We start from the raw sequence: 26,132 nt of genomic DNA on the forward strand, positions 1-26,132 counted from the left end.
TTCCCATCGGACGCGACCGCAGCGATTGCGATCGCGCTTTATGAAGTCGGTTTCCCGGTCCCGCCGACGCCCGGAAAACGGCAGCACCTGCAAAGCTGATCTGGTTGATTTAAGCTAACAAGCAGCATTGTTGTCTTATTAAAATTGGATCGAAGTTCGTGGTTAATTCAGACGCCGACTTTACAAACGGACGTTCGTGTTTCGAAGCGGAGGTCGGCTTCACGAGATCCATGGGCGAAATGCGCAGGGAGCGTCTGCCCCTCGATCGTCGGCGTCACGCCGACGCCCTCCAGGCGCTCGCCATCGACTCGGACATTTTCGAGAATCCGCGGCCGCTGCTCCTGGAGCAGCAGTGTTTACTGCCGAGCAAGAATTTCCGATGGGCGATGAGGTCTCGGTGAGCGTCGCTGGCACGATGCAGTCGGAGCGGAGAACACGGCCTTCGATCATTCAAGATACGAGCCGGGCCGCACGTCGCCGCCAGCTTAAATAGAGCCGTGACAGCCTCCTTTGTGACCCAAGCGTGACCCAGCGCTTACAAGCGACCTGTGTCTTCGCGAGGATCGGTCTAACCCACTGATATTTTTGGGAGATTGGTGGGCGCTCCAGGGCTCGAACCTGGGACCCGCTGATTAAGAGACACGCTGCCACTATTGATTTTTCAAGAGACTCTTTCCAACTGAGCCAAATTCTGTCCATTGCAGATCGACGGCTTACATCAAAAAATCCAACCGCAGGCGAGCAGGCAACCCGCCACAAGGAATGGCAGTCCTCATTGGCAATGGCCAAGATCATTCCTGCGCGCTTGTCCGCTTTGCACCAAAGCGGCCCTCTCCGCCAGGTCGCCGTTCCTTACCTGACCCCGCCGCGACTTGAACCTCAGTGACCGCATCGCAGACGTAAGAACGAGCGGGATTTTAGAAGCCGTCCAACTCGTCTGGAGTTGGTGCAACAACTGACCGGCACACATCGGGGAGCCCGCGCAGTTTGAAGTAACCTCATTTCGCAGCGCTAATCTCTTGTTTGTCTAGAGAAACTGCGATGACGAAGATGTCTTTAATGGCCGCCAACGCGGCGACGACAGCGATCGTGTTGCTGGCCTCGCATTTCGCAGCGCACGCGCACGATCATAACGGCCCCGAACTAGCAGTCGCCGACCCCGAATGGGACAGTAAGGATGGCGGTCACCGCATCCGTTTGTACGGACAATGGCGGGATGTGCGGCCGGAAGCGATGATCACCAAACCCAACCTCGCGAGACAGACCACTGCGTGGCCCGTGTATGAATATCTCGACCGCAGCGATGCATTGGGATCGAGTTGGAGGCGGTATTGAAGTACCAGTTCTCCGAGTTCGAGATCGACCTCAGCCAGCAGGAGCTGCGCAGGCGTGGTGAGTTCATCCATATCGAACCTCAGGTCTTCGACCTTATTGTTCATCTGGTGCGCAACCGTGATCGGATTGTAAGTAAGGATGAGTTGATTGAAACTATTTGGCACGGTCGAATCATTTCCGAAGCAGCGCTCAGCAGCCGAGTTAACGCAGCCAGGCGGGCGCTTGGTGATAACGGCAACGACCAGTCGCTCATTCGTACACAACACAAACGTGGCTTCCGATTCGTCGGACACGTTCAAACAGTCTCAGCGTCGGAAGCGGATGGTGAAAACGCTCAGCGTCCTAGCGAGCGAAGTATCGGTTCGGAAAGCAAATCCACCACTGTTTCCGTCGCGACCGAAGTGTCCAACCTCGACAACATCGTCTCGGAAACAGTTAGGGCCGAGGCTGTTGCGCGCTTATCAATCGCCGTAATGCCGTTCGGGAATATGTCTGATGACCCCGACAACGATTACTTTAGCTACGGTCTAACGGAAGATATCATTCGTCTCCTCGCTCGGAACAGGTGGCTCTCGGTCATTTCGCGACACTCAACCATCGGCTTCCAGGGGCGGATGGTCGACGCGCGGGAGATAGGCGAACAGCTGAGCGTAAGGTATGTGCTTCTCGGCAGCGTACGAAAAAATCGCGAGACGGTGAGGATAACGGCGGAGTTAGTCCGGGCAGCGGACGGGCAGCAACTGTGGTCGGACAAGTATGATCTGCAGCTTGAATGCATTTTTGATATTCAAGACGAGATGGCGAGACAGATTGCTGCAACGATCGAACCCGAGTTATCCAAGGTCGAGCAGCAACTCGCTGCTCGCAAGCCTCCCGAAAGCCTCGACGCATGGGACTGCTACCAGCGCGGTCTATGGAATTTGTGGCGCTTTACTACTCCGGGATTTGATTCTGCTGAAACGTATTTCAAGCGTGCCATCGCGGAGGATCCATACTTTGCTCGCGGGCATGGCGCTCTCAGCTACGTAAACATACAACGTGCGTTTCTAGACGAACCGAAAGACCGCTTAGCGCGACTTGAAACCGCTTTGCGGCAGGCGCAAACGGCAGTAGCCCTCGACGACCTTGATTGCTTTTGCCAATGCGCCCGTGGTCGAGTCCTGTGCCTAACTCGTCACAATGACGAAGCACTGGCGGCTCTCGACCTTTCCTTGGAGCTAAACCCGAGTTTTGCCCAGGCCTATTTTGCACAAGGCTTTAATTTGCTGTGGCATGGCCGAGAGACCGATGCTGAGACCTTACTCGACCGCGCGACCGTGCTCAGTCCACGGGACAACCATCTTTGGAGTTTCCATCACGTTCGCGCTTGGACCCACTTTTCCTTAGGCGAGTACGATATAGCAGTCGAGTTCGCGCGACGGGCAACTCGGCTAAGCAATGCTACATATCAAGCGTTCGCCCCACTGGCCGCCTCACTAGGCATTCTCGGTGATAAGACACAAGCGGAAGCTGTTGCTGCTGATCTGCTTCGGCGCAAGCCCGGCTACACTACTGAAACTGCTCGTCAGGAACTTTTTTATTGCAATGATCCGGACCTTATCGATCGTTTTATTCGCGGTCTAAGTAATGCAGGCATTTCGCAGCCCCGAGCTTAGAAACGCACGCCCGCGTAGCCACCTCGAGTTTTGACCCATCCGCCCGCATCACGAGCCTTGGCTTAAGTCCCATAACGTCCCTGGCTGTGTGAAAAGCCACGAGCCGCCTGCAATGATTGGCGACCACGGCCGCGTGCCGACCTATCCGTTTGCACACTGCGAGGTCCCTGGAAGGCGGCTCCTTTTAAAGGAGCCGCTGAGTTTCGAAGTCGAACTATCGATCGAATCGCAAGCAGCGCGGCTGCTTGGAAGCGATTTGCTCTCTCTCCCCGTATCTTCACGCGATTGAGAGCGCTGCGTGATCGCCCCGCTGCCCTTTGCCTGCCTCAGCAAAAAATCCACGGCATCTAAAGAAATTCCGGATGCGGGCGTCAAGCATGCGCGGGCAAGGGCGCGTAAATCGATCTGACATTTGGCGAGCGCAAAGCCAGCAAGAGCCGAGTGAGAGGAAGATTTACGAATCTTAACTCGGGTTTGTCACCAGAGGAGAACAAGATGACGACGACGAGTGCAAGCGCGAAAATCAATAATGGCGTCAACGTCGAGGCGTTGTTAGGTGCCCGTATGGCACTTGAGCAAGCGCCTGAGGCGGCTCAGTTCAAGTGGCGAGCGAGCTGCGAATGGGTGAATGGCACGCACAGCCGCTCCGCTATTGGCAGTTTTTTTGGGCTCGGAGCCGAGCAGTCCCGCAACAAGACGTTCACCGTCGAGGCAGATCACCCGCAGGTCTTTGCCGCCGAAGACAGTGCCCCGACTCCTGTCGAGCTTGTCCTTTCCGGGCTCGCGAGCTGTCTCACGGCAGGTGTTGCTGCGATTGCCCAGCGCCGCGGCATACAGCTCCATTCGGTCAGGGCATCGCTCGAGGCCGACATGGATATTCAGGGAATCCTGGGCATCGACGACGAGGTGCGCAATGGCTTCGGCGCCATCCGCGTCCACTTCGATATTCGCGCCGATGCGAGCGAAGACGACATCAAGGCGTTGGTAGCTCAATCGCAGAAGCGGTCCGCCGTATTCGACATCGTGACCAATCCAACGAACATCTTCGTAACCGCTAACTGAGGACGACGGTTGGAAAAAAAGGAGCGAGTGCTTTGGAGTTCGCGACCGCCATCATTATCGGCGCCGGCCAATCCGGATTGGCCATGAGCTGGCATCTGAGCACGCGTTCGATCGACCACGTGGTCCTTGAGCGCGGCGAGGTAGCCAACTCATGGCTGACGGAGCGGTGGAACTCGCTGCGCCTTCTGACGCCCAACTGGCAAACTCGACTGCCAGGATATGCCTACCGCGGTGATGATCCCGACGGATTCATGACGATGTCGGAGGTCGTCAGTTTCCTGCAGGGATACGCCAGGCTTTCGTGTGCTCCAATTGTGACGGGAGCGCGCGTCACCCGGGTAAGGCAGCAGGAGGTCGGTTACGAGGTCGAAACCAACCTTGGTCCATGGCGCTGCCGCAAGCTCGTGATCGCAACCGGCGCCTGCAACCTTGCCTCGATCCCGTCGCTCGCTGCGGGTTTGCCTGCCGCCGTGACCAGCCTCACCCCACTGCAATACAACAATCCCGCTCTCCTACCTAATGGCGGCGTGATGATCGTCGGTGCCTCAGCAAGCGGCATTCAGCTCGCCCGGGAGATCCGAGCGGCCGGCCGCAGAGTCTTACTTTGCGTCGGAGAGCACGTCCGGCTGCCGCGGACCTACCGCGGACGGGATATCCAGTGGTGGATGGACACCATCGGTGCCATGGATGTTCGGTACGACACCATGGTCGAGGATATCGAAAGAGCGCGGCGACTGCCGTCGCTTCAGCTCATCGGAACGCCTGAGCGCGTCACGATCGATCTCAATAGCCTGCGCAAGGCGGGCGTCGAGCTCGTGGGTCGCCTTGTCGGACTTTGCGACGGCAAGGCGCAGTTTTCGGGATCGCTCGCCAATCATTGCGCGCTGGCCGACCTAAAAATGAACCGTCTTCTCGCCAGCATCGATGATTGGGTGAACACGAGCGGACTGGCGCAGCAGTTTGCCCCGCCTCATCGCTTTGAGCCGACGGATGTCGGGTCGGAAACCAGGCTCTGCCTGGACCTAATCCGTGGCGGTATCGGTACGGTGATCTGGGCGACGGGCTATCGCCCCGACTACTCCTGGCTGGACGTCCCCGTGCTCGACGGCAAGGGACGCATCCGTCACGACGGCGGGATTGTTTCTGCGCCGGGAATGTACGTCATGGGCCTGCCATTCATGCGCCGGCGCAAATCGTCTTTCATCGATGGAGCGGGCGCCGATGCTGCCGATCTCGCCGCCCATCTGAGCCAGAACCTCAATCGCGTTGCTGCCTGAGAGCAATTGCCATGAACGGTCTCCACGGTCTCAACTCACATTATGACGCGGTAGTTATCGGCGGACGCTGCGCGGGCGCGGCCACCGGCCTCCTGCTGGCCCGGGCGGGTGCAAAAGTCCTGATGGTCGATCGGCAGCCCTATGGCGCCGATACGATGTCGACGCACGCCCTGATGCGGTCCGCTGTTATGCAGCTCGAACGATGGGGATTGATTCCGAAGTTTGCAGCGGCGGGAACGCCTGAGATTCGATCGACCACGTTTCACTATGGCGACGAGATCGTTCGAGTGGATATCAAGCGGGATCACGGCGTCGATTTTCTGTTGGCGCCGCGACGCACCGTGCTCGATCCGTTGCTCGCCGATGCAGCCCGCGAAGCCGGCGCGGCGGTTCGCTATGGCACCGCTCTTTCCGAGTTGCAATTTGCATCGAACGGCCGGGTTATTGGCGCCTCACTGAGAGATGGAAGCGGTGCGTGCACAACCGTCCGCTCGGATATCGTCATTGGCGCGGACGGCCGCCAGTCGACCGTTGCGCGGCTCGTCAATTCAAAAACACTGGTCGAAGGCTTCAATGCCTGTGGCATCGTTTTTGGCTACTTTGCAGACTTGAACAGCGATGGCCTGCATTGGCATTTCGCAAGGAATGCCGCGGCAGGAGTGATTCCAACGAACGCTGCTCACTGCGTCTTCGCGGCGGTTCCGGCTTCTCAATTTGTCGCGACATTTCGCGGCGATGTGATGCGCGGATTCCTCCAGGTGCTGGCAACGAGCTTTCCCGAGCTGCGCGCCGACGTTGGCAGAGCCACGCTGGTCGGCCGTCTGCGGAGCTTTGCGGGCGCAACGAGCTACCTTCGACAATGTCATGGTGCAGGGTGGGCTCTGGTCGGCGATGCCGGCTATTTCAAGGACCCCTTGACCGCGCACGGAATCACGGACGCTCTTCGCGATGCGCAATTGCTATCGCGAGGGATCATCGACGGCGGCAACCGCGGCCTTGAGAGCTACCAGCGCGAGCGCGACGAACTGTCCTTGCCGCTTATTCGCGCCACCGATGCAATTGCCTCGTTCTCGTGGGACTTCGACGAAGTCAAGCAACTTCATGCCGATCTGAGCGCGGCAATGAAAGCGGAAGCCAATCACATCGCGAACTTGTCTCAACAACCGTCCCTCGCAGCATAGGAGCACGAGAAATGTCGACCGACTCACCCTGGACCCGAACGCTGGCCGGCCGACCCGTGCCAGGTCGCCGCGCTGAAAGGAGCCGCACGACCTCGATGCGCGATATCGAAATGTTCACCGAGATGACGGGCGACAAGAACCCTATCCATTATGACGTGGAACTGGCGACCGCGTCACCCTTTGGCGGACTTATCGTACAGGGCGGGGTCACGACCGGTCTCATGAACGCCGTCGTTGCCGAAGATCTCCCGGGACCGGGCACGGTATTTCTCGAAACAAACTGGCGTTTCGTCAAGGCCGTACGGATCGGAGAGACGATTACCGCAAGCGTCAAAGTCGAGCACGTCCGGGACGACAAGCCGATCTGCAAGTTGGAGACCGTCGTCCGCAACGCAAGCGGAGAAGATTGCGTGGTCGGAACCGCGATAACCTACACGATGCCGTTGTCGCGGCGCGTGGCTCGCTAGGCGAAGCGTGCCGTAGCCAGGTGATGGGTCGGTCGTGCGGACTCAATGCAACAATTGCAGTGACACCGGCGCAGATCGGTCCTGCGGTCTCGCTTAGGTGAATGACGAATGCAGCGGCCTCGTATCACAATCGGGACAATTGCCTTGACCGGTTTGGCGATGGCTGGGTTTGCCGCAAATTCGTTGCTTTGCAGGTTAGCCCTATCTCAGGCCGCGATCGATCCTGCCACCTTCACCCTTGTTCGGCTCGCGTCAGGCACGTGCGTACTGTGCCTCATCTTGTCGCTTCGCCGGAAGCCTGAACAGCCGGCGGGATCGTGGCCAGCATCTGTTACGTTATTCGTTTATGCGGCTGCGTTCTCCTTTGCATATGTCTCCCTACCAGCCGGTACGGGATCGCTCCTTTTGTTTGGCGCGGTTCAGACTACAATGGTCGGCTATGGGCTCGTTCGCGGTGAACGTCTATCCACCTTGCAGTCGTTCGGACTGACAATTGCCGTCGCCGGACTGGCGGCGCTCGTAGCTCCCGGTGCATCGGCACCGTCTGTAATGGGCGCCTCCCTCATGCTGACTGCCGGCGTTGCATGGGGCGCTTACTCCTTGCTCGGCCGTGGTGTTGCGGATCCCATTGGCGTGACGGGTGGCAATTTTCTGCGCTCCCTTCCAATCGCAATCTGTCTTTCCCTGTGCGCCCTTTCGTTTGGCACGCACATCACAGCCATCGGGCTCGCCTGCGCAATCCTATCTGGCGCGGTTGCGTCCGGGCTTGGCTATACGGTCTGGTACGCGGTGCTCCCGGGGCTCACGCCCGCGCAAGGCGCCTCGGTGCAGCTGAGCGTTCCAGTCATTGCGGCATTGGCAGGCGCCTTGGTGCTAGGAGAAGCAATCTCCCTTCGCCTTTCCATATCTTCGCTTGCAATACTTGGCGGAATTGCACTGGTGTTCGGCAGTCAAGAACGCGCGCCATCTCGTAGCAGATAAAATACGCCCAAGTCTGCTCAACCTCCGAACTAAAGGAGCTTGGAACCGATAACGCCGCTCGCCCAGCTAAAAAAATAAGACTTCCGCATTCGCCCGCGGCCGAGGCGGACGAATTGGCCCGCTCACGCAAAGCGTGGAGGGGTAGCCGCGCGACTGCCTGCACCTACACATTACGGACCAAATGACGAAGCGGTCGTAGGCGCCAGGATCCCGGGCAGGAAAATGCCGACGAGGCCAAGCGCCGGCCCGGCGAGTGAAGCCCAGATGGCGGCGAGCAGAATTGATCTGTCCACTGTTGGATCTCCAGGTGAATTCTTTTGGGCGCGGTCGGCTCAGGCGCCAAAGACGACGAACGAGCTTGCTATCGGGTATTGCCGCGGTCAATGCGGGTCCCGAGGTGATGCGCCACCGAACTCCGAAGCGGATGACTTTTGCGGTGCACGCTGGCGCCCTACCGTCACCGAGCCACTAGCGGCACGTAGTGTTCGAGCTCGGGATCCGGAAAATGTACGCTCCGACCGAGCTCCGCAGAGCGATAGAGGCCCATGAGCATTTCCATAACCCCGACACCGTCATCGAAGGTCTCACTAGGACTGGCACCGAGCCTAAACGCTTCGACCATATGACGGTTTTCGTCCGTATAACCGTAGATGCCAGCTTCGTCCTCGACCACCGGCATCAGGCCTTGTTCGGCATTCTGCTTCTCGACGAAATCCTCGCCTTCCGACCCGGCGAGCGTGCGCGACAGGAAGACCTTGAGCCCGGTCGAAAGTGACGAGAACTCCATTGAATACTCGGGGCCGAGCAATTCGAGCTGGATGCGCAGGCCAGCGCCGACATAGGCCCAAGAAGTCGTCGCCTCGATCATCAATTGATGCCCATCGGCATCTTCCATCGTGAGGATTCCGCGTGCGAAATCCTCGACAGGACGCTTCGCAAAATCGACGCCCATTCGCGTCTTGAGATCGGCGGCATAGCGAGGCCGCGTCCATTTGAGATTGGCCGTCGTGGCACTGGCGCTGATCAGACGCAAGGACTCGCGCTTTGCACCGGGCGCGGTCAACATGAAGCGTGCGACTTCGACCGAATGGCACATCATATCGGAAAGCACGCCGCCGCCCTGCTTTTCGCCTTGCCAGAACCATGGCTCGTGCGGCCCGGAATGCTCCTCTGCCGCACGAGCGAGATAAGGGCGACCGCTCCCAGGCACGGCCCGCCGCCATATGATGTCCTTGCCGCGCATAACCGCAGTCGAAAATATCTGGTTCTCTAGATAACCGTGGAGCAAGCCGGCATCTTCGGCAAGCCTGCGCATTTCCCGCGCTTCAGCAAGGGTACGAGCCAACGGCTTTTCGCAGGCAACGGCCCGCAGAGGAGCTCCCGCCTTGGTCACACGGTGAATCTCGCGCATGATGTCGAGACGAGTGTCGTTCGGCGTCAGCAGCCAGAGCGCATCGATCTCGCCGGACAGGGCCATCGTCTCGATGCTGCCGAACACATGCGCCTGTCCAAGGCCAAGACTGCGCGCCGTGTCTGCGATGCGCGCACGACGCTCAGCAGAGCGGCTGTACACGCCGCCGACGCAGACATTGCGTACGCCGAGCATGGACTGCAGATGGAACGCGGCGATAAAGCCACTGCCGATGAGCCCGACACGCAGTATCGGAAGTTCGGTGAGCTTCTGCATATCAGACCTCCTTCAATGATGGCATGGGCTGGATCAGTTCGGCGCTTTCGGTTGCCGCCCCGGAATCGCGGCCAGCAGTGCCTGCGTATAAGGATGCTCCGGCCGATTGAGCAGGTCTGCGGTCGGTCTGATCTCGACGATTTCGCCAAGGCGCATGACGGCGATCCGATCGCAGACCTGGGCCGCGACATTGAGATCGTGGGTGATGAACAGCACCGCCAACCGCAGCTTCTCCTTCAGCGTCTCGAGCAGGGCGAGCACTTGCGCCTGGACCGAGACGTCGAGCGCCGACACAGGTTCGTCCGCGACCAAGACCTCTGGGTCGAGCGCCAGCGCGCGCGCGATGCCGATCCGCTGGCGCTGCCCACCGGAAAATTCATGCGGAAAGCGGCGCGCTGCGGCCGGATCGAGCCCGACGAGGGTCAAAAGCTCCTCGGCACGAGCGAAGGCCTGTGCTGCCGGAACCCCGTGCGCCATTGGACCGTCGGCGATGATCCGTCCGACGCGGCGGCGCGGATTGAGCGAGGAAAACGGATCCTGGAAAACCATTTGTATGTGCTTGCGGGCGGCCCGCAGACGCGCTCCGCGAGCCTCGAAGAAATCAAGTTCGCCGATGCGGACCACCCCTGCATCGGCGTCGGTGAGACGCATCACCAAGCGTCCAATCGTGCTCTTGCCTGAGCCCGATTCTCCGACCAGGCCGAGCGTTTCGCCTCGCCGGATTTCGAAGCTCACGCCCTTGACGGCCGCGACCTCGGTCTGCACTCCGAACCACGCACCACCTCGATACGTCTTTGCAAGCCCGGTCGTGGCGCAGGCAATTGGTTCGTCCGTGACTTGCGCCCGAACTGGCGGAACCCCGCCGGGTACGGCCGCGAGCAGCCGACGTGTATAGGGATCCTTTGGGCGCCTTAAAACGTCTTCGACCGGCCCCTCTTCCACGACCCGCCCCTTCTCCATGACCGCGACGCGGTCTGCTATGTCGGCGACGACGCCGAAATCATGAGTGATGAAAAGCACCGCCATGCCACGCCGCTGCTGGATGTCGCGGATGAGCCGAAGGATTTGCGCTTGTGTGGTGACGTCTAGCGCCGTTGTCGGCTCGTCTGCCACCAGAACCGACGGCTCGAGCGCCAGCGCCATTGCGATCATGGCGCGCTGACGTTGCCCGCCCGACAACTGATGCGGATAGCTGCGGATGATGCGGTCCAGATCGCGCAAGCCCACCTCCTCGAGGAGTGCGCGCATACGCACCTGCCGTTCACGCGGCGTGAGCTGCTCGTGCGCCTCGAACGCCTCCATGATTTGTTCACCGATCTTGATAACAGGATTGAGCGCCGTCATCGGCTCCTGGAAGACCATCGCAATACGCCGCCCACGCAACGTCCGCCATTCTTTGGGCGCCAGCCTCAGCAAATCGCGCCCTTCGAACCGAATGGCCCCTGCGACTGGGCGAATGACTTGCGGCAGCAGGCCCATCGCGGCAGAGGCGCAGACCGATTTGCCGGAGCCGGACTCGCCGACAACACAGAGTATCTGTCGCGCGTGCAAGGCAAGGGAGACGTCTTCGACGGCGAAGCTACGATCAGCGCCGGCGGGGAGCGCCAGTGTCAGCTGTTCGATAGATAGGATCGGTTCGACTATGTCGTTCATTTTGTCCGATCCAACATTGCGATCCATCCTCGTCCCGATCACGCCGCCAACGCGATGCCATCCTTGCGATGATCCGACGCCCCGAACATGACGCCCCGCGACACATCGATGTGCACGGCCTGGCAGCCTCCCAAGGGTTCGTCGACCCAGATCACACGATGGCCGCGACCGATTAAATCATCAGCGACCGAGGCAGGAACCGTGGGTTCGAGCGCCACCGCACCGTCGAATGCAAAGCTGCGCGGTGCATCCGAGGACTTCTGAATGTCCCAACCTCGGTCGAGCATGCCGCTCAGGATCTGCATATGTCCTGTCGCCTGATATTGTCCGCCCATTACGCCAAAAGCCATGACCGGCTTGTCGCGCCTTGCCAATAGACCAGGAATAATAGTGTGGAATGGACGCTTTCGTGGCGCAATGGCATTGGGGTGCCCATCGACGAGCGCGAATCCCGAGCCTCGATTCTGCAATAGCACGCCCGAGCGAGGAGCGTAGATGCCGCTTCCGAAAGCAAAAAACAGCGAATTGATAAGAGATACCATGTTGCCGTCGCGATCGGCGACTGCGACGTAGGCTGTATCACGATGAACGGGCATGTCGAAGTCCGTCGGTGCGCTCGCACATTCGCGCCTGATGCGGGAGCGTAAGGTCGCGACCGATCCCTCCGAGAGTAGGGCGTCGATATCGAACGGGCGGAAAGAGGGATCCGCGACGAGCGCATCGCGCTGCCGGTAAGCCGCCTTGGTCGCCTCGGCCAGAAGATGGATGCGGTCCGCTTCGCCGAGCGCGGGATCGGCCATATCGAAGCCGGCTAGGATTCGGGCGATCAACAGCGCTGCGACGCCTTGCCCGTTCGGCGGGCATTGCCAGATTTGGTGATCACGATAGTCGGCACTGATAGGCGTCACGTATTCCGACCGGGCACTCACCAGATCCTCGAGCTCCATCAGTCCGCCCAGCGCCTTCAAAATTGAGACGATTTCTTCAGCGACGGCACCCTCGTAAAATGCGGCCCGTCCCTTACGAGCGATCCGGCGCAACGTTGCGCCGAGGGCCGGATGGCTGAGCTTTCCGCCGACGACGGGCGCAGCGCCACCGGGCAGATATATAGGCCCACCGGTCTGATGCCGTTCGATGCGATTGGCATAGCGTGCCCAGTCCAGAGCAGCGCGCGGAGTCACCACGAAGCCTTTCTCGGCCGCGTGGATCGCGGGTGCCAAAATCTCGTCTAGACCTTTTGAAGCATAATCGCTCGAGAGTCGGCACCAGGCATCGACCGCCCCGGGAACTGTGACGGCATGGGGCGAGTCATCAGGAATCGACGCCAATCCCAATTGCCGGAACCAGCCCAGCTCTGCCTTCGCCGGCGCTCTGCCCGAACCATTGATGGCGACGGGTTTGCCTGAAGCGGGAGCATAAATCGCAAAACAGTCACCACCGATGCCGGTCATGTGCGGATCAATGACGCCCTGAAGGGCGATCGCAGCAATCGCGGCGTCGACGGCGTTGCCGCCGCTACGCAGGATTTCGACCGCAGCCAGCGTGACTGCGGGGTGAGAGGCCGCGACCATGCCCTGGTCGCCGACCGCCAGAGAGCGTCCCGGCACCATGAAATCGCGCTGTCCCCAGCTCATGCCCTTCTCCGTTCGTTGGTATGAGGCCGATTGAAGCTCGCTGCCGCGTGGAATGAGATCGGGCCGGCGCGTGTTGCAGCGACAACAAGGGCATAAAGCGGCGTCATTGATGCGCCGGTCGCAAGACCAAGAGTGACCGGCTGTCGAGCGCGCAGCTGGGCGACGACAATCGCGGCCGCGCGCTCCGCGACGGCATCCGCATTGCCGACAACCTCAATTCTCGACGGATATTCTGTCATGCCGCAACATCTGCCGCCACGGCGGGAAGTGCTAGCGGGCCCGCGTCCCTGCCGATGCCAAACAGCGAGCGGTGAACGAGGTCTATCGCACTGCCGATTGCGCCGATCAGCGTAGCGCGATTGCCGAGCGCGCTGAGCTCGATACGAACAGGCTCGCGCATGCATCGTTCGAGATACTCATCTATCCGCAGCTTCAACTCGGGCCGCGCGCCGATGCTACCACCAATAATGATGATTTCTGAATCGAGGATACTGTGCACGGCCAGAATCGCACTCGCAAGGATCCGACTGACCTCGTCGATTGTTATTCGTGCCGCCTCGTCGGTCTCGAGCCGATCGAAGACATCGCGCACCGTGCCGCCTGGGACACCACCAAGCCCGAGATAGCGCTCGACAATCCCGACGCTGCCGATGGCGGTTTCCAGCGTACCCAACCGAAGACCGCGCGTATCGTAGGGGTCGCCTCCGAGTGGCAGGTAAGCGATCTCGCCCGCCGCGCCACGCGCGCCGCGCACAAGATATCCGTCCGAAAAGATGCCCATGCCGATACCGGTGCCGACGGCGATGAAGGCGAAGCTGCGGGCCTTGCGGCTGCTGCCGCGCCAGTGCTCGCCGATCGCGGCAAGATTGACGTCGTTCTCGATCGCGACGTCGATGCCGAGACGCTCGCGCAATGCAGTCCGCACATCCAGACTATCCAGTCCGGGGATGTTGGGCGCGATGACGATGCTGCCCGAGGCCGGGTCGATGATGCCCGGACTCCCCATCACGCCACCACGCAAGCGCTGGGCCGGTACAGATGCACGCTGGAGAAGAGACTCTTGCATGCGCCCGATCTGAGCGACCACGGCAGCACCACCGTCGCCGGAGGTCGGTTCGATGCTCTCGGCGACGATCTCTCCCTGCAGATCGGCAAGCGCGACGTGCAGTTTCGTGCCGCCAAGGTCGACGCCCAGCACGAACGCAGCGTCGGGCCGCAGCGCGTAGGTAACTGCACTTCTACCCACGCTGCCCTGGATTTGCCCGTCCTCGCGCACCCAGCCGTCCCGTTCGAGATCGCGCATGACTTCGGAAATTGTTTGTTTGGACAGGCCTGTGCTGCGAGAGAGCTCGGCGCGCGAGACCGCTCGATCACGCAGCAGGCGCTCGACGACTAGGCGCACGGATTGCTGTCGCGCAACGGGCGATGACGGGGCGTCTGGCATATAAGCTCAATCCAATTCGTCAGCCTCTCGAACTAATGGCGACTCCCGCCTTCCGTCAAGAGGGAACAGAAGCGTTATTCTCGCCGTCGACGGTGCATTTCGTACAACATTATTGCGCACCAAAGGTCAATTCGTTCGATATGTTTACAAATTGAGATTGGTGTGCTTGTCTTCTTCGAGAGCCTCGACAGAGAAGCCTTGGAAGAAAGGAATTCCGTATGAAGCGGATGGGCACGGCGTTGGCGGCAATTCTGATGATCGGATCGGGCCTTGTCGCGGCCAGTGCCGCAACACTGCGGGTCGGCATTCAGGACGATCCCGATGCGCTCGACCCGGCACTCAGCGGCACTTATTCGGGCCGGTTCGTGTTTGCGGCGCTGTGCGACAAACTTGTCGATATCTCCCCCGACCTCAAGATCGTGCCACAGCTCGCAGAGGCGTGGGAGTGGGCCGCGGACGGCAAGTCGATCACCTTTACTCTGCGCAAGAACGTCACGTTCCACGATGGCGCCACGTTTGATGCGGCGGCGGTCAAGTTCAACATCGAGCGCATGAAGACGATGCCGGATTCGAAGCGCAAGGCCGAACTGGCGCCGATCGTGAGCGTCGAGGCCCTTGCGGGCGACAAGGTCAAGTTCAACCTGTCGGAACCATTCGTGCCGCTGCTTGCCAATCTCAGCGATCGTGCCGGCATGATGGTATCGCCGAAGGCCGCCGCGGAGAAAGCCGGCGACTTTGCAGCCGCGCCAGTCTGTGCGGGTCCTTATCAATTTGTCGAGCGCAAGTCGCGTGACCTCATTCGCCTCAAGAAGTATCCTGGCTACTGGAACGCTGGAGCGGTCGGCTACGACGAAGTCGTCTACTACTACGTGCCTGACTCAACCGTGCGATTGTCGCGGGTGCGAGCGGGCGATCTTGAGCTCGCGGAACGCGTCGCGCCCACCGATCTCAAGACCGTGCGCGACGATCCCAACCTCACTCTGCATTCCGGAAAGGGGCTTGCGGTTTCGCATCTGATGTTCAATGTCGGCGCAGGCGCCAAGGCCGATACACCACTCGGCAAGAACGCGACGCTACGGCAGGCCTTTGAGCTTGTGATCGATCGCAATGTCATCAATCGCGTTGCCTTCAACGGCGAGTTCCTGGCGGATAATCAGATGATCCCCCCGTCATCTCCGTTCTACGATACAGCCCACAAGGCGCCGGCTCGCGACGTTGCCAAAGCCAAGGCATTGATTGCATCGGCCGGAATGACCCGCGTCCCTATCGAAATTCAGTACGAGAATACGGCCGGCGACTCCCGGGTCGCACAGATCATGCAGTCGATGGCGGCCGAGGCCGGTTTCGACGTGAAACTGCTGCCTATGGAAACGACCACCGCTATCGAGCGCTACATGAACGGCAATTTCGAAGCCTACATCGGCAACTGGAGCGGCCGTGCTGACCCGGACCCAACACTGGTCGCATTCTTCAGTTGCGCAGGCTCTCAGAACGTCAACAAATACTGCAACAAGGATCTCGATGCGATCCTGACCGAGGCGCGAGGCGAGGCCGACGAAGCCAAGCGCAAGACTCTCTATGCGAAAGCGACTGACATTTACCTAACGGCACTCTCGTCAATTCCCCTCTATCACCCTAACTGGTTCTTTGCTGCCCGCAAATCGGTCGGTGGGATCGTCATGGTACCAGACGGGCTCTTGCGCCTGGTGGGTGTCAAGCCAGTGAATTGATGCGCAACGTCTCGCGCTTTCCTCAGGTGAGGACCAATCTGCTCCAATGAAGACCCTGCTTCTGCGCCGCCTTGCCGTCCTACTACCGACCTTATTGCTCGTGTCGATGATGGTGTTCGGTCTGCAGAAGCTGCTACCCGGCGACCCGGCGCTGGCGCTCGCCGGGGAAGAGCGCAATCCCGAGGTCGTAGAATATCTTCGGCAGAAGTATCGCTTCAATGATCCGATTCCGGTGCAATATGCCATCTGGCTAAAAGCCCTGGCGCACGGCGATTTCGGCACTTCAGTCCGCACCCGACTGCCGATCGGCACCATGCTGGTGGAAAAACTGCCGGTGACCATTGAGCTCGCGATCCTGTCGATGCTGGTCGCGCTACTCGTCGGGCTGCCGATCGGGATCTTCGCGGCGCTGGGACGCGGGACGCCCCTCGACTATGGTGCCAGTCTTTTCGGACTCGCTGGACTTTCCATTCCGCATTTCTGGCTGGGGATCATGTTGATCCTTCTATTCTCGGTGAACCTCGGCTGGCTGCCGGCCGGAGGTTTTGTTCCGCCTTCTGAAAGTGTCGGCCGCAACCTGATTTCGATGCTTATGCCTGCTTTGGTGCTCGGCACGGGCACAGCGGCGATCATGATGCGCCATGTCCGCAGCGCAATGATCGAGGCGATGAAGCAGGATTATGTCCGCACCGCTCGCGCGAAAGGCGTCCGCGAAAGCACCATCGTGCTGCACCATGCACTGCCGAATGCGCTGATCCCGGTGGTCACGCTGGGCACGTTGCAATTTGGCGAGTTACTGGCCGGCGCGGTGTTGACCGAGCAGGTCTTTTCGATCCCCGGTTTCGGCAAAATGGTCGTCGATGGGGTATTCAGCCGCGATTATGCTGTGGTTCAGGCGGTCGTTCTCTGCACGGCGGCAGTATTTCTCCTGATGAGCCTGATTGCCGATGTGGCCTATGTGCTGCTCAATCCGAGGCTCAGGTCGTGAGCACGATTGAGACGGCGCCGGTCTCCGCTCAGATGCGCGCAGGCAAGCGCTCGGAAATTCGTCGCTTGCTGCGCGAGCCATCCGCCATGATCGGTGGCGCGATCATCCTGTTCTTCGTCGTGCTGGCGGTGTTCGCAACATGGATCTCGCCCTATGATCCGAATGCGCCGGACTGGATGGCGATTCGTGCCGCCCCGAATACACAGCATTGGTTTGGCACGGATGACCTCGGCCGCGATGTGCTGTCTCGGGTGATTTTCGGAACACAGGCATCGCTCGCCGCCGGCATGGTTTCCGTGACTGTTGCGGTGCTGATCGGCCTTCCGTTCGGTCTCATTGCTGGCTATTTCGGTGGTGTCGCCGATATGGTGATCTCGCGCATTGCAGATGCTCTCCTCGCGTGCCCGTTTCTCGTGCTCGCGATTGCGCTGGCCGCATTCCTGGGTCCTAGCCTCCAGAATGCGATGATCGCAATCGGCATTTCCGCGATCCCAGTCTTCGTCCGCGTTGCACGCGCCGAGACACTGGTTGTCCGCACCGAGGACTATATCGCGGCAGCTCGCGCTCAAGGGCTCGGTCATTTCGCTATCCTGACTGGGCAGGTATTGCCGAATGTGCTCGCACCGACAATCGTCCAGGCAACCCTCACGATGGCGATTGCAGTGTTGGCCGAGGCGAGCCTCGCCTTTCTTGGACTTGGTCAATTGCCTCCGGCTCCCTCTTGGGGCGCCATGCTCGATGTAGCCAGGCAGTTCCTCAGCGAGGCGCCATGGATGGCATTCTGGCCCGGTCTCGCAATCATCGCTCTTGTAATCGGCTTCAACCTGATCGGTGATGGCCTGAATAGTGTACTGAACCCCAGGCAGTAGATTATCAACGCAACCGGGCGCCGCATCGGCCTCATGTACTCGCCCGCCAGCCGCCGAGGTCAGCGAGGGGGACTGCCACCCGCTCTCCATTTCCGGAGCTGCTCGGAATAGCCGATACAGAATTTATTGGTCTTCCGGTGCACACACCCCACCTAACTAGTTGAAAAATTTGAACTCTCGCTCTCATCCATCAAAGGAAGTTTAAGTTAGCTCCAGCCAAGAAGATCGAGGCTGATCAATCGGCAACTGCTTTACGCCAATAACTACCCTTCTATGGGGTCCTGCCGTGCATCGGCTATAACGCATGCCGCCTTGATGCAAAAACTAGATCGCCACTGGTGTAAGCAAGCGAGAGCGAACTTAGCGAGCGCATGCCACCTGATTGTTAGCTACGAAGATCTCCCTCAGCGTGAGCAGCAATGGACCTCCGACAGCTCGAATATTTTCTCCGAGTCGCGCAACGCAAGAACATCTCGCTTGCCGCAGCCGAGCTCAATATTGCACAACCCACACTAACCAAGAGCATTAAGTTGCTCGAGGAGCAGCTCGGCGTCAAATTGTTCGAGCGTCTGCCGCGTGGCGTCGTGCTGACATCGTTCGGGACCACGCTGCTGCGCCACGCCGAGGCTGTGCATGTCCAGATGAAGGATGCCGGTCACGAGATTGCCGCGCAGCGTTCTGGCGCCGTCGGGACCGTCGCGATCGGCGCCGGCCCGACATGGCTCCGACGATATCTTCCGGCGGCGCTCGCACGCACGATCTCGTCACATCCGTCGATCCGCGTCCGCGTCGAGGCCGGCTTCGACGAGTCGCTATTCCGTGCGCTGAGGCAAGGCGAATTCGACTTCGTCGAATTCCGCAGCCCTTATCTGCACCATCCCGAGGAGGATGACGGGCGCGGCTACGGCTTGATTGGCGGAACTATCGATGCGGTCGCTTCGTTGCTGCACGGACTGCGCATCTTGCGCGCGCATACTTTTCTTCATTTCATGCTTCTTCGACGACGGTATGTCCCGGCCAAACAGTCAAATTGAAAGCGCAAAATGGCGCACCGCGAACCCGTGGGCTCGTGTCGGAGTGGCACCGCCTCAACTCTGGCCGGGCTACGTAATCCGGACCCCGCTCGGTTGTTTGTTTGTGACCGGGCATCCTATATAATGATCCGTAAGGCAGCTTGTTTGGAGGATCGCGATGAGGGCTTTCATCCTTGCCTGCGTTGCGACGATCGTAATCGCTGCGATTGGAGTTGCCGTGCTCGACAGCTTACAGCAACCCGTCGCAGAAGCCTTTGCAACGAGTGGCGTGCGTCTGTAGGCAGACGCCGCCAGCCCTATTCGGCTGCGGATGTAGCACGACGCGTTTGCCGCTGAGAATCGTTCGGGCCGCTCCGTGCCGATTGCTGCTCGAGCCACAGGCTGTGGTGCTCGCGCGCCCAATTGATATCCACCTCACCTGATCCCATCGCCTCGAATGCCCCTTCCATCCCGATCGTGCCGATGTAGATGTGAGCGAGCATCGCGGCGATAAACAGCACAGCCACGACGGAGTGAACGATCTGGGCAATCTGCATGCCCTCGATTCCCGTCAGGTAGAAGGGAAACATGAGCTGATACCCGGTCGCGGCGACGAGGCCGCCGCCGATCACAACGATCCAGTAGATCCCCTTTTGACCGGCGTTGAAGCGGCGTGCCGGCGGATGATCGTGTCCGAACAGCCCGCCTCCGCGCTTGATCCACTCCAGATCCACCTTGTTCGGGATGTTGCCGCCGATCCACATCAGAAAGATCAGCACGACGCCGATTGTGAAGGGGAAGCTCAGGTAGTTGTGGGCGAATTTCGCCCATTGCGACCATCCCGAGAAAGCGTCAAATCCAATCAGCGGAAGCAGCAGCGGCCGCCCGAACGTGATGTTCAGTCCCGAAATCGCAAGGATGACGAAGCAGGTCGCGGTCATCCAGTGCACGAAACGCTCAAATGAATTGAATCGCACGATGGTTCGGCCTGATCGTCCACTTTCGAGGCGAACCATGCCGCGCGTCAAATAGAAGATCACGAGCACCGCCAGCATGCCAAGCATGGCAACGCCACCGATCCACCGCAGCGCGACGTCGCGGAATTCACGCCACTCGCGGCCGGCCGGTTGCATCAGCACGCTGGAGCGCTGGTCGGGAATGCTGACGCGCCCCTGGATCCGGTCCATCTCTTGAAGCAACTGGCGTTCGTTGACCGAGTTCGCCGTCGGATTGATCTGCTGGGCCGCCGACGGCGCCGGAACTGCCATGATCAACAGAAGCAACGCCCACGCACCGACGGCTGGACCAATGAACCTTGCAAATGAGGACATGAGCTCCTCCTCGGCATTTGTACCGCGTCGCCCGCGGCGTGCTTCAGGACTCGATCGTCTCGCGATAGGCGGTCTTCCAGCCCCACGCGCCCGAGCCATAGCCACGCTTCAGCACACGCTCCTTATAGATCTGGGCAATGATCTCGCCGTCACCGGCGAGCAGCGACTTGGTCGAGCACATCTCGGCGCACAGCGGCAGCTTGCCCTCAGCGAGGCGGTTCGCACCGTATTTTTCGTATTGCTCCTTGCTGCCATCGGCCTCGGGGCCGCCGGCGCAATAGGTACATTTGTCCATCTTGCCGCGCGAGCCGAAATTACCGATCTTCGGATATTGCGGCGCGCCAAACGGACAGGCGTAGAAGCAGTAGCCGCAGCCGATGCAAAGGTCCTTGGAGTGCAGCACCACGCCGTCGGCGGTGGTGTAGAAGCAGTTCACCGGACACACTGCCGCACAAGGCGCATCCGTGCAGTGCATACAGGCCATCGAGACCGACCGCTCGCCCGGCTTGCCGTCGGCGATGGTGACGACCCGGCGCCGATTGATGCCCCAGGGGACCTCGTGCTCGTTCTTGCAGGCCGTCACGCAGGCGTTGCACTCGATGCAACGGTCGGCGTCGCAGAGAAATTTCATACGTGCCATCGTCGTTGCTCCCTAAGCCGCCGCGATCTGGCAGAGTGTGACCTTGGGCTCCTGCATGCCCGTCGCGGGGTCGTAGCCGTAGGTGGTGATCGTGTTGGCGCTCTCGCCGAGCACGATCGGGTCGGTGCCCTTCGGGTAGTTGCCGCGAAGATCCTTTCCCGCAAACCAGCCACCGAAGTGGAAGGGCATCCAAGCGACGCCCTTGCCGACACGCTCGGTGACGAGCGCTTTCATCCTCGCCCTCGAATTGTTCTCGGCGCCAGTGACCCAGACCCAACCGCCGTCCTTGATGCCGCGATCGGCGGCATCGCCAGGATTGATCTCGATGAACATGTCCTGCTGCAATTCGGCAAGCCAGGGGTTGGTGCGGGTCTCCTCACCGCCGCCCTCATATTCGACCAGACGGCCTGACGACAGGATGAGCGGGAACTGTTTTGCGATTCCCTTCTCCACCGCAGCCTTCTGCACGGAGAACCCGATATTTGGCACGCGGAACTGCTTGGCGTCGGGCAACGTCGGATATTTAGCCACAAGATCGACGCGCGGCGTGTAGATCGGCTCGCGGTGAACCGGAATCGGATCGGGCAAGCCGAACGCATTCATCCGCGCCTTGCCGTTGCCGTAGGGAACACAGCCATGCGCCAGCGCCACGCGCTGGATGCCGCCCGACAGATCGAGAGCCCAAGACACCGTGTCCGGATTGGCCGGATTGATCTTGTTGATTACGGCCATTTCCGCTTCGGTGAGGTCGGTGTCCCAGCCGAGCTTCTTCAGGCTCGCCAGCGTGAATTCCGGATAACCGTCCTGAATACCTGACCCCAACGAGTACGAGCCGTCCGCGAGCAGGCTGACTTTCCGCGTCGTGCCGTCCGGCAGCTTCTCCTCACGCTCGATGCCGAATCGCGGCCGGAACGTGCCGCCCCCATCCATGACGTGCAGATGTGTGTTGTAGAGCAGCGGTGTGCCGGGGTGCTTCACCTCCGGAGATCCCCAGCACGGCCAGGGTAGACCGTAATAGTCGCCGCCGACCTCGGGATCGTCCTTCGGCGCCCGCATCGTCAGCATGTCGAACTTCGCTTGGTACTTCATGTGCGCCTTGAGCCGCTCGGGCGATTGCCCGCAATAGCCGGTCGACCAGCTGCCGCGGTTCATCTCGCGCAGGACATCCTCAGCTTCAGGAAGATTGTTCTCGACCTTGATTTTCTTGAACATCTGGTCCGCGAAGCCGAACTTTTTCGCCATCAAATAGATGATCTCGAGATCATCCTTCGATTCGAAGATCGGCTTCACAATCTGCTCGCCCCATTGCAGCGAGCGGTTCGAGGCGACGCGCGACCCCTTGCACTCGAATTGCGTGGCGACCGGGAGGATGTAGACGCCATCCTTGCGTCCGGCTTCGACTGCGAGGGAGGCCCAGGTCGTCGGATGCGGGTCGGCGATGACGAGCAGCTCGAGCGCCTTCAGGCCATTGAGGGATTCAGGAACGCGTGTGATGCTGTTGGAGGCGTGTCCCTGCACGAACACCGCCTTTACATTATCCTTCTGCGCGACCTGATCTTTCGGCAGCGTCACCGCCTCGAACCAGCGGGTCAGCGGGATGCCGGGGGTCTCCATGATCTGTTTGGTATCGAAGCGCGACTTCAGGAATTCGTAGTCGACCTCCCAAACCCGCGACCAGTGCTTCCAGGCGCCTTCAGCGAGGCCGTAGTAGAACGGCAGCGTGACAATATCGAGTCCGACGTCGGTCGCGCCTTGAACGTTGTCATGGCCACGGAAGATGTTTGCGCCGGCGCCGGCCTTGCCGACATTGCCGGTCATCAACAGCGCAATGCAGCTCGCCCGAACATTGGCGGTGCCGACGGTCTTCTGAGTCTGGCCCATGGCCCAGATCAGCGTCGCCGGCTTCTCGGTGGCGAACATCTTGGCGACGCGCTTGAGCTGCTCGCCGGGAATGCCGGTCACGCGCTCAACTTCTTCCGGAGGCCACTTCTCAACCTCCTTCTTGAGGTCGTCGAAACCGTAGACGCGCTGCCGGATGAATTCCTTGTCCTCCCAACTATTCTGGAGAATGTGCCACATCATGCCGTAGAGCACCGGGATGTCGGTGCCCGGCCGCATGCGCACATATTCCGTCGCGTGTGCGGCAGTGCGCGTCAGGCGCGGGTCGATGACGACAAAGTTGGCCTTTTGCAGCTCCTTTCCCTCAAGCAGGTGCTGCAGCGAGACCGGATGCGCCTCGGCCGGATTGCCGCCCAAGATGACCTGTGTCTTCGCGTTGCGGATATCATTGTAGCTGTTGGTCATCGCGCCGTAGCCCCAGGTGTTGGCGACGCCGGTGACGGTGGTTGAATGGCAGATGCGGGCCTGGTGATCGGTGTTGTTGGTGCCCCAGAACGCCCCGAGCTTGCGGAACAGATAGGCGCCTTCGTTGGTCATCTTGGCCGAGCCGAGCCAATAGACGGAATCGGGACCCGACTTCTCACGCACAGCTTGAAGTTTATCCCCGATCTCGTTGATCGCGGTATCCCAGGAGACGCGGGTCCACTGCCCGTCTACCAGCTTCATCGGATAGCGTAGCCGCCGCTCGCTATGCACGAGTTCGCGCACAGAGGCGCCCTTGGCGCAGTGCGAGCCGCGATTGATCGGGGAGTCCCAGCTCGGCTCCTGGCCGATCCATACCCCGTTCAAGACCTCAGCCGTCACCGTGCACCCAACCGAGCAGTGCGTGCAGATGCTCTTGCGGACGGTCGCGCCCGCGGTGAGCGGACCGGCCATCGCCGCCTCCGCCTTGCGCACATTACCGACCGGCAGGGTGCCAAGTGCGGCGAGCGCGCCGCCGGCAAGACCGGATTTGCGCAGGAAACTGCGGCGGTCGAGACCTCCGGCCTGACCTGCAATGGACTCCGCGACGGAGCCGTGGCGCAGCGAATGCTGGTGTGTTCGCTTGATCAGCACGGTCAGCCTCCCTTGGCCGGATAACGATTGACGCGGTAAAAGGCTTTGACGTGATCGGATTCCTTGTAGCGCGCCTTGCGCTTCTCATCGTTGGTTTCGCTGTCGGCCTCGGCGGACCCGACCAGCGGTGTCGCCAGCGTCGCGCCAGCGCCGACCGTGCCGATGCCGACCTTGCGCAGGAAGTCGCGACGCCCGCCTATGGTTTTCCGGTCTTCATTCATCGCATCTCTCCTGGATCCGCGCGTGCGGGTCAGTTGGCGAATGTGAATGCTTCCGTCTCGATCTCGATAAAGGCGCGACCAAGCGCGCCGACCGCACGATAAAAGGTGGCGCTCTCAGCGCTTTCGATATCGGCGAACAGCCGCCCCATCCAGGGCGCGACGTGCGTCTCGAAGAAGGCGCGCTGCACGTCGGAAGATGCCTCGAAGCGTTTTGAAGCAAAACCGGCCATGATCTCGCACAGGATCGACGCGTGGTCTTCCGGCTCCGAATTGCCCGCAACGCGCACGATCCCGAGCGCAGCGAGATCACCGCGCAGGCGTGACAGCGGCCGCTCGTTGAGAAAGCCGGTCAGGTAGTAGGAGGCATAAGGCAAAAGCTCGCCGCGGCCGAGACCGACGAACAAGTCGAAATATTCGCGTTCAACTTTCGCTGCGACCGCGTTGGCCGCGGCTTCGGCCAGCGCAATATGCGCGCACCCAAGCGACGTCGCGTCGCCGGCCAATGCCGCCAATTGATCAAGCAGCTTTTTTGACGGCGCTGCCGACAGAAGCGAAGCCAGCAGCAGATACTCCTGCGCCCGCGCCGCGTCGACGGGATCACTCGGGTCTTCGGCCACAGGCAGCTCTCTGTAAAGATCGGGCCGCAATTCGTTGCGCGATACGCCAGTCGCGGCTTCGACAGCAATTACCCGTTGTGCGGGCACCTTGCTCCAGTTTGAAACGGAGGGCTGGCTGATGCCGATTTTGCGCGCAAGCCTGGCAACGCCGCCAACGGCGTCAATGGCGCGATCAAGGCCGTCATCACGCACGTGGACCTCCCATCCAAGTCCCAGGTGCTTGATTTCGCTTTGGTTGCAAAGCGCTGGACGAATTGTACTTCCATTGCTGCGGGGGTTCCATAGCCTGAGGCTATTTCTTTCGTTGGGGCCACTAGCGCGGCAGCGCACCGCCATGGGCGCGGCGCCGAACGGGTTCGCGGCCGCTCTCGGCGCTTTCAGCCACTGTCGATTGCGTTGCAGCAGGAACTGAGGCAATTTCGGTCGTCGCGGATTCCGCGGCTATGACCTCGACCGTTGAAGTCTTGGCCTGGCACAATTCTCGCGAAGAATCCGTGGCTTCAACCCGAGTCTCAAGCTGAGCCTCGGCCGACTTGCGCAGGCCACTAAGGATCCGGTCAACCAGCGTGGCCAGATCTCCCTCGGAATAATCCAGCGGACCGAAACCGGGCATCGCAGAGGGATCGTTGAAGTCCCAGGCGTTCTCCGCGAGCCCGACGAAGTCGCGAATGGCAGGATCGGCGCTCCAGGCGCGACGAAGCGCCGCACGGGCCAGCTCCTGCGGAATCCCTTTGCGCAGAAAGGCCTTGATGTCTGTCGCGGACGTGATCGAGTCGATCGAAGGCAGACTCGACAGATCGACTTTCGCCTCGTCGTCCTTGGCGGGGGGCTTTGGTGCAGATTGCACATCATCGTGCGTTGCCGCGGTCGGCGACGTGGCGTTCGCTCTTGTCTCCCGCTTGCGGCGGGACCAACGCACCAGAAACTTGTCCTCACTCAGCTCGTCCTCGCTCACTCGACTTGCCTCGCTCATTCCTGTCCGCCTTCATGCTAGCGGCGGGCTAGCGCCTCCGGATCGGCCTGACGCCGCTCGCGCTTGAAGAACTCACGTTCGACGTGGTGCTCGGCAACAAAACTTTCAATCGCCTCGCGCAGCACCTCCGGCATCGGCACCGCCTCGACGAGGTTGGCACCGGCCTCAGTGAACGCCTCACCCTCCGCAGGATCGGCGGTGACGGCCGCCACTGAATAGGACCAGACGCCTTCCGCGGGCGACAGCACGGTCCAGATGCTCGGACCGCCCGAGGCGAGATTGTCGCGGTAGCGTGCAGTCTCGGACGGATAGAGATCAACCGTCGCACTGCCCGCATAGAACAGGGTTTTGCCGTCCTCTTCGCGGAGCACTGTCCAGGGTTTTGTCTCGGGCTCATCGGGCAGCACGGCGACGCAACG

At 60.6% G+C, this 26,132-nt stretch carries 24 protein-coding genes; 12 read left to right on the forward strand and 12 right to left on the reverse strand.

Annotated features, from left to right (window positions below):
- Positions 1-1,041 precede the first annotated feature (1,041 nt).
- The 7 genes from SO139_RS33235 (at position 1,042) to SO139_RS33265 (ending at position 7,958) form a co-directional block, all read left to right on the forward strand.
- The gene (locus tag SO139_RS33235; protein WP_474801458.1) at positions 1,042-1,335 is read left to right on the forward strand and encodes a hypothetical protein; all 294 of its coding nucleotides are present in this window, start codon (positions 1,042-1,044) and stop codon (positions 1,333-1,335) included.
- A complete protein-coding gene (locus tag SO139_RS33240; RefSeq protein WP_474801456.1) occupies positions 1,332-2,990 on the forward strand; it encodes a winged helix-turn-helix domain-containing tetratricopeptide repeat protein in 1,659 nt (552 codons plus the stop codon). The genes SO139_RS33235 and SO139_RS33240 overlap by 4 nt, the downstream gene beginning before the upstream one ends.
- A 495-nt stretch (positions 2,991-3,485) precedes the next feature.
- Positions 3,486-4,052 carry an OsmC family protein gene (locus SO139_RS33245; protein WP_449381603.1) on the forward strand — a complete coding sequence of 189 codons (567 nt, stop codon included), beginning with the start codon at positions 3,486-3,488 and terminating at the stop codon, positions 4,050-4,052.
- A gap of 32 nt (positions 4,053-4,084) precedes the next feature.
- Positions 4,085-5,329, forward strand: a complete 1,245-nt coding sequence (locus SO139_RS33250; protein WP_449381602.1) for a flavin-containing monooxygenase — start codon at positions 4,085-4,087, stop codon at positions 5,327-5,329.
- Between the two features lie 11 nt (positions 5,330-5,340).
- Positions 5,341-6,510 carry an FAD-dependent oxidoreductase gene (locus SO139_RS33255; protein WP_449381601.1) on the forward strand — a complete coding sequence of 390 codons (1,170 nt, stop codon included), beginning with the start codon at positions 5,341-5,343 and terminating at the stop codon, positions 6,508-6,510.
- An 11-nt stretch (positions 6,511-6,521) separates the two neighbouring features.
- A complete protein-coding gene (locus tag SO139_RS33260) occupies positions 6,522-6,977 on the forward strand; it encodes a MaoC family dehydratase (RefSeq protein ID WP_449381600.1) in 456 nt (151 codons plus the stop codon).
- A 549-nt stretch (positions 6,978-7,526) separates the two neighbouring features.
- Positions 7,527-7,958, forward strand: a complete 432-nt coding sequence (locus tag SO139_RS33265) for an EamA family transporter (protein ID WP_498541297.1) — start codon at positions 7,527-7,529, stop codon at positions 7,956-7,958.
- 170 nt (positions 7,959-8,128) lie between these two features.
- Here SO139_RS33265 and SO139_RS33270 read toward each other — a convergent pair whose 3' ends face one another.
- From SO139_RS33270 to SO139_RS33290, 5 genes are all read right to left on the reverse strand, one after another.
- Complete coding sequence (locus tag SO139_RS33270; protein ID WP_449381598.1) at positions 8,129-8,251, reverse strand: hypothetical protein; 123 nt, start codon at positions 8,249-8,251, stop codon at positions 8,129-8,131.
- A gap of 164 nt (positions 8,252-8,415) precedes the next feature.
- Positions 8,416-9,645, reverse strand: coding sequence for a Gfo/Idh/MocA family protein (locus SO139_RS33275; protein ID WP_449381597.1), 1,230 nt, complete (start codon positions 9,643-9,645; stop codon positions 8,416-8,418).
- Between the two features lie 33 nt (positions 9,646-9,678).
- Positions 9,679-11,298, reverse strand: a complete 1,620-nt coding sequence (locus SO139_RS33280; RefSeq protein WP_474801451.1) for an ABC transporter ATP-binding protein — start codon at positions 11,296-11,298, stop codon at positions 9,679-9,681.
- 38 nt (positions 11,299-11,336) lie between these two features.
- Positions 11,337-12,932: a gamma-glutamyltransferase gene (ggt, locus tag SO139_RS33285; protein WP_474801449.1), complete on the reverse strand. Its 1,596-nt coding sequence runs from the start codon at positions 12,930-12,932 to the stop codon at positions 11,337-11,339.
- 235 nt (positions 12,933-13,167) lie between these two features.
- Entirely contained in the window at positions 13,168-14,376 is a 1,209-nt protein-coding gene (locus SO139_RS33290) for an ROK family transcriptional regulator (protein ID WP_474801447.1), read from the reverse strand.
- Positions 14,377-14,594: 218 nt separating this feature from the next.
- Between SO139_RS33290 and SO139_RS33295 the strand changes: the two genes are divergently transcribed.
- The 5 genes from SO139_RS33295 to SO139_RS33315 all read left to right on the forward strand — a co-directional run bounded on the left by SO139_RS33295 (position 14,595) and on the right by SO139_RS33315 (position 19,277).
- Positions 14,595-16,106 (forward strand): ABC transporter substrate-binding protein, encoded by a 1,512-nt coding sequence (locus SO139_RS33295; protein WP_449381594.1) that lies wholly within the window; start codon positions 14,595-14,597, stop codon positions 16,104-16,106.
- A gap of 46 nt (positions 16,107-16,152) precedes the next feature.
- Positions 16,153-17,094, forward strand: coding sequence for an ABC transporter permease (locus tag SO139_RS33300; protein ID WP_449381593.1), 942 nt, complete (start codon positions 16,153-16,155; stop codon positions 17,092-17,094).
- A 32-nt stretch (positions 17,095-17,126) separates the two neighbouring features.
- The gene (locus tag SO139_RS33305) at positions 17,127-17,963 is read left to right on the forward strand and encodes an ABC transporter permease (RefSeq protein WP_449381623.1); all 837 of its coding nucleotides are present in this window, start codon (positions 17,127-17,129) and stop codon (positions 17,961-17,963) included.
- 419 nt (positions 17,964-18,382) lie between these two features.
- The gene (locus SO139_RS33310) at positions 18,383-18,997 is read left to right on the forward strand and encodes a LysR family transcriptional regulator (protein ID WP_449381592.1); all 615 of its coding nucleotides are present in this window, start codon (positions 18,383-18,385) and stop codon (positions 18,995-18,997) included.
- Between the two features lie 157 nt (positions 18,998-19,154).
- On the forward strand, positions 19,155-19,277 hold the full coding sequence (locus tag SO139_RS33315; RefSeq protein WP_449381591.1) for a hypothetical protein: 123 nt from the start codon (positions 19,155-19,157) through the stop codon (positions 19,275-19,277).
- A 16-nt stretch (positions 19,278-19,293) separates the two neighbouring features.
- Here the strand turns inward: SO139_RS33315 and SO139_RS33320 are convergent, their stop codons facing one another.
- The 7 genes from SO139_RS33320 to SO139_RS33350 form a co-directional block, all read right to left on the reverse strand.
- Positions 19,294-20,307, reverse strand: coding sequence for a formate dehydrogenase subunit gamma (locus SO139_RS33320; protein WP_449381590.1), 1,014 nt, complete (start codon positions 20,305-20,307; stop codon positions 19,294-19,296).
- Positions 20,308-20,350: 43 nt separating this feature from the next.
- On the reverse strand, positions 20,351-20,947 hold the full coding sequence (gene fdh3B / locus SO139_RS33325) for a formate dehydrogenase FDH3 subunit beta (protein WP_449381589.1): 597 nt from the start codon (positions 20,945-20,947) through the stop codon (positions 20,351-20,353).
- Positions 20,948-20,959: 12 nt separating this feature from the next.
- Positions 20,960-23,902 carry a formate dehydrogenase subunit alpha gene (locus SO139_RS33330; RefSeq protein ID WP_474801439.1) on the reverse strand — a complete coding sequence of 981 codons (2,943 nt, stop codon included), beginning with the start codon at positions 23,900-23,902 and terminating at the stop codon, positions 20,960-20,962.
- Between the two features lie 2 nt (positions 23,903-23,904).
- Positions 23,905-24,123, reverse strand: a complete 219-nt coding sequence (locus tag SO139_RS33335) for a twin-arginine translocation signal domain-containing protein (RefSeq protein ID WP_449381588.1) — start codon at positions 24,121-24,123, stop codon at positions 23,905-23,907.
- A gap of 29 nt (positions 24,124-24,152) precedes the next feature.
- Complete coding sequence (locus tag SO139_RS33340; RefSeq protein ID WP_449381587.1) at positions 24,153-24,932, reverse strand: Cro/CI family transcriptional regulator; 780 nt, start codon at positions 24,930-24,932, stop codon at positions 24,153-24,155.
- A 121-nt stretch (positions 24,933-25,053) separates the two neighbouring features.
- The gene (locus SO139_RS33345) at positions 25,054-25,680 is read right to left on the reverse strand and encodes a DUF3306 domain-containing protein (RefSeq protein ID WP_449381622.1); all 627 of its coding nucleotides are present in this window, start codon (positions 25,678-25,680) and stop codon (positions 25,054-25,056) included.
- 50 nt (positions 25,681-25,730) lie between these two features.
- Positions 25,731-26,132: DUF3305 domain-containing protein (locus tag SO139_RS33350; RefSeq protein WP_498541296.1), on the reverse strand; the 402-nt coding region annotated here is incomplete at its 5' end.

It is taken from the genome of Bradyrhizobium sp. UFLA05-89 (assembly GCF_059803475.1).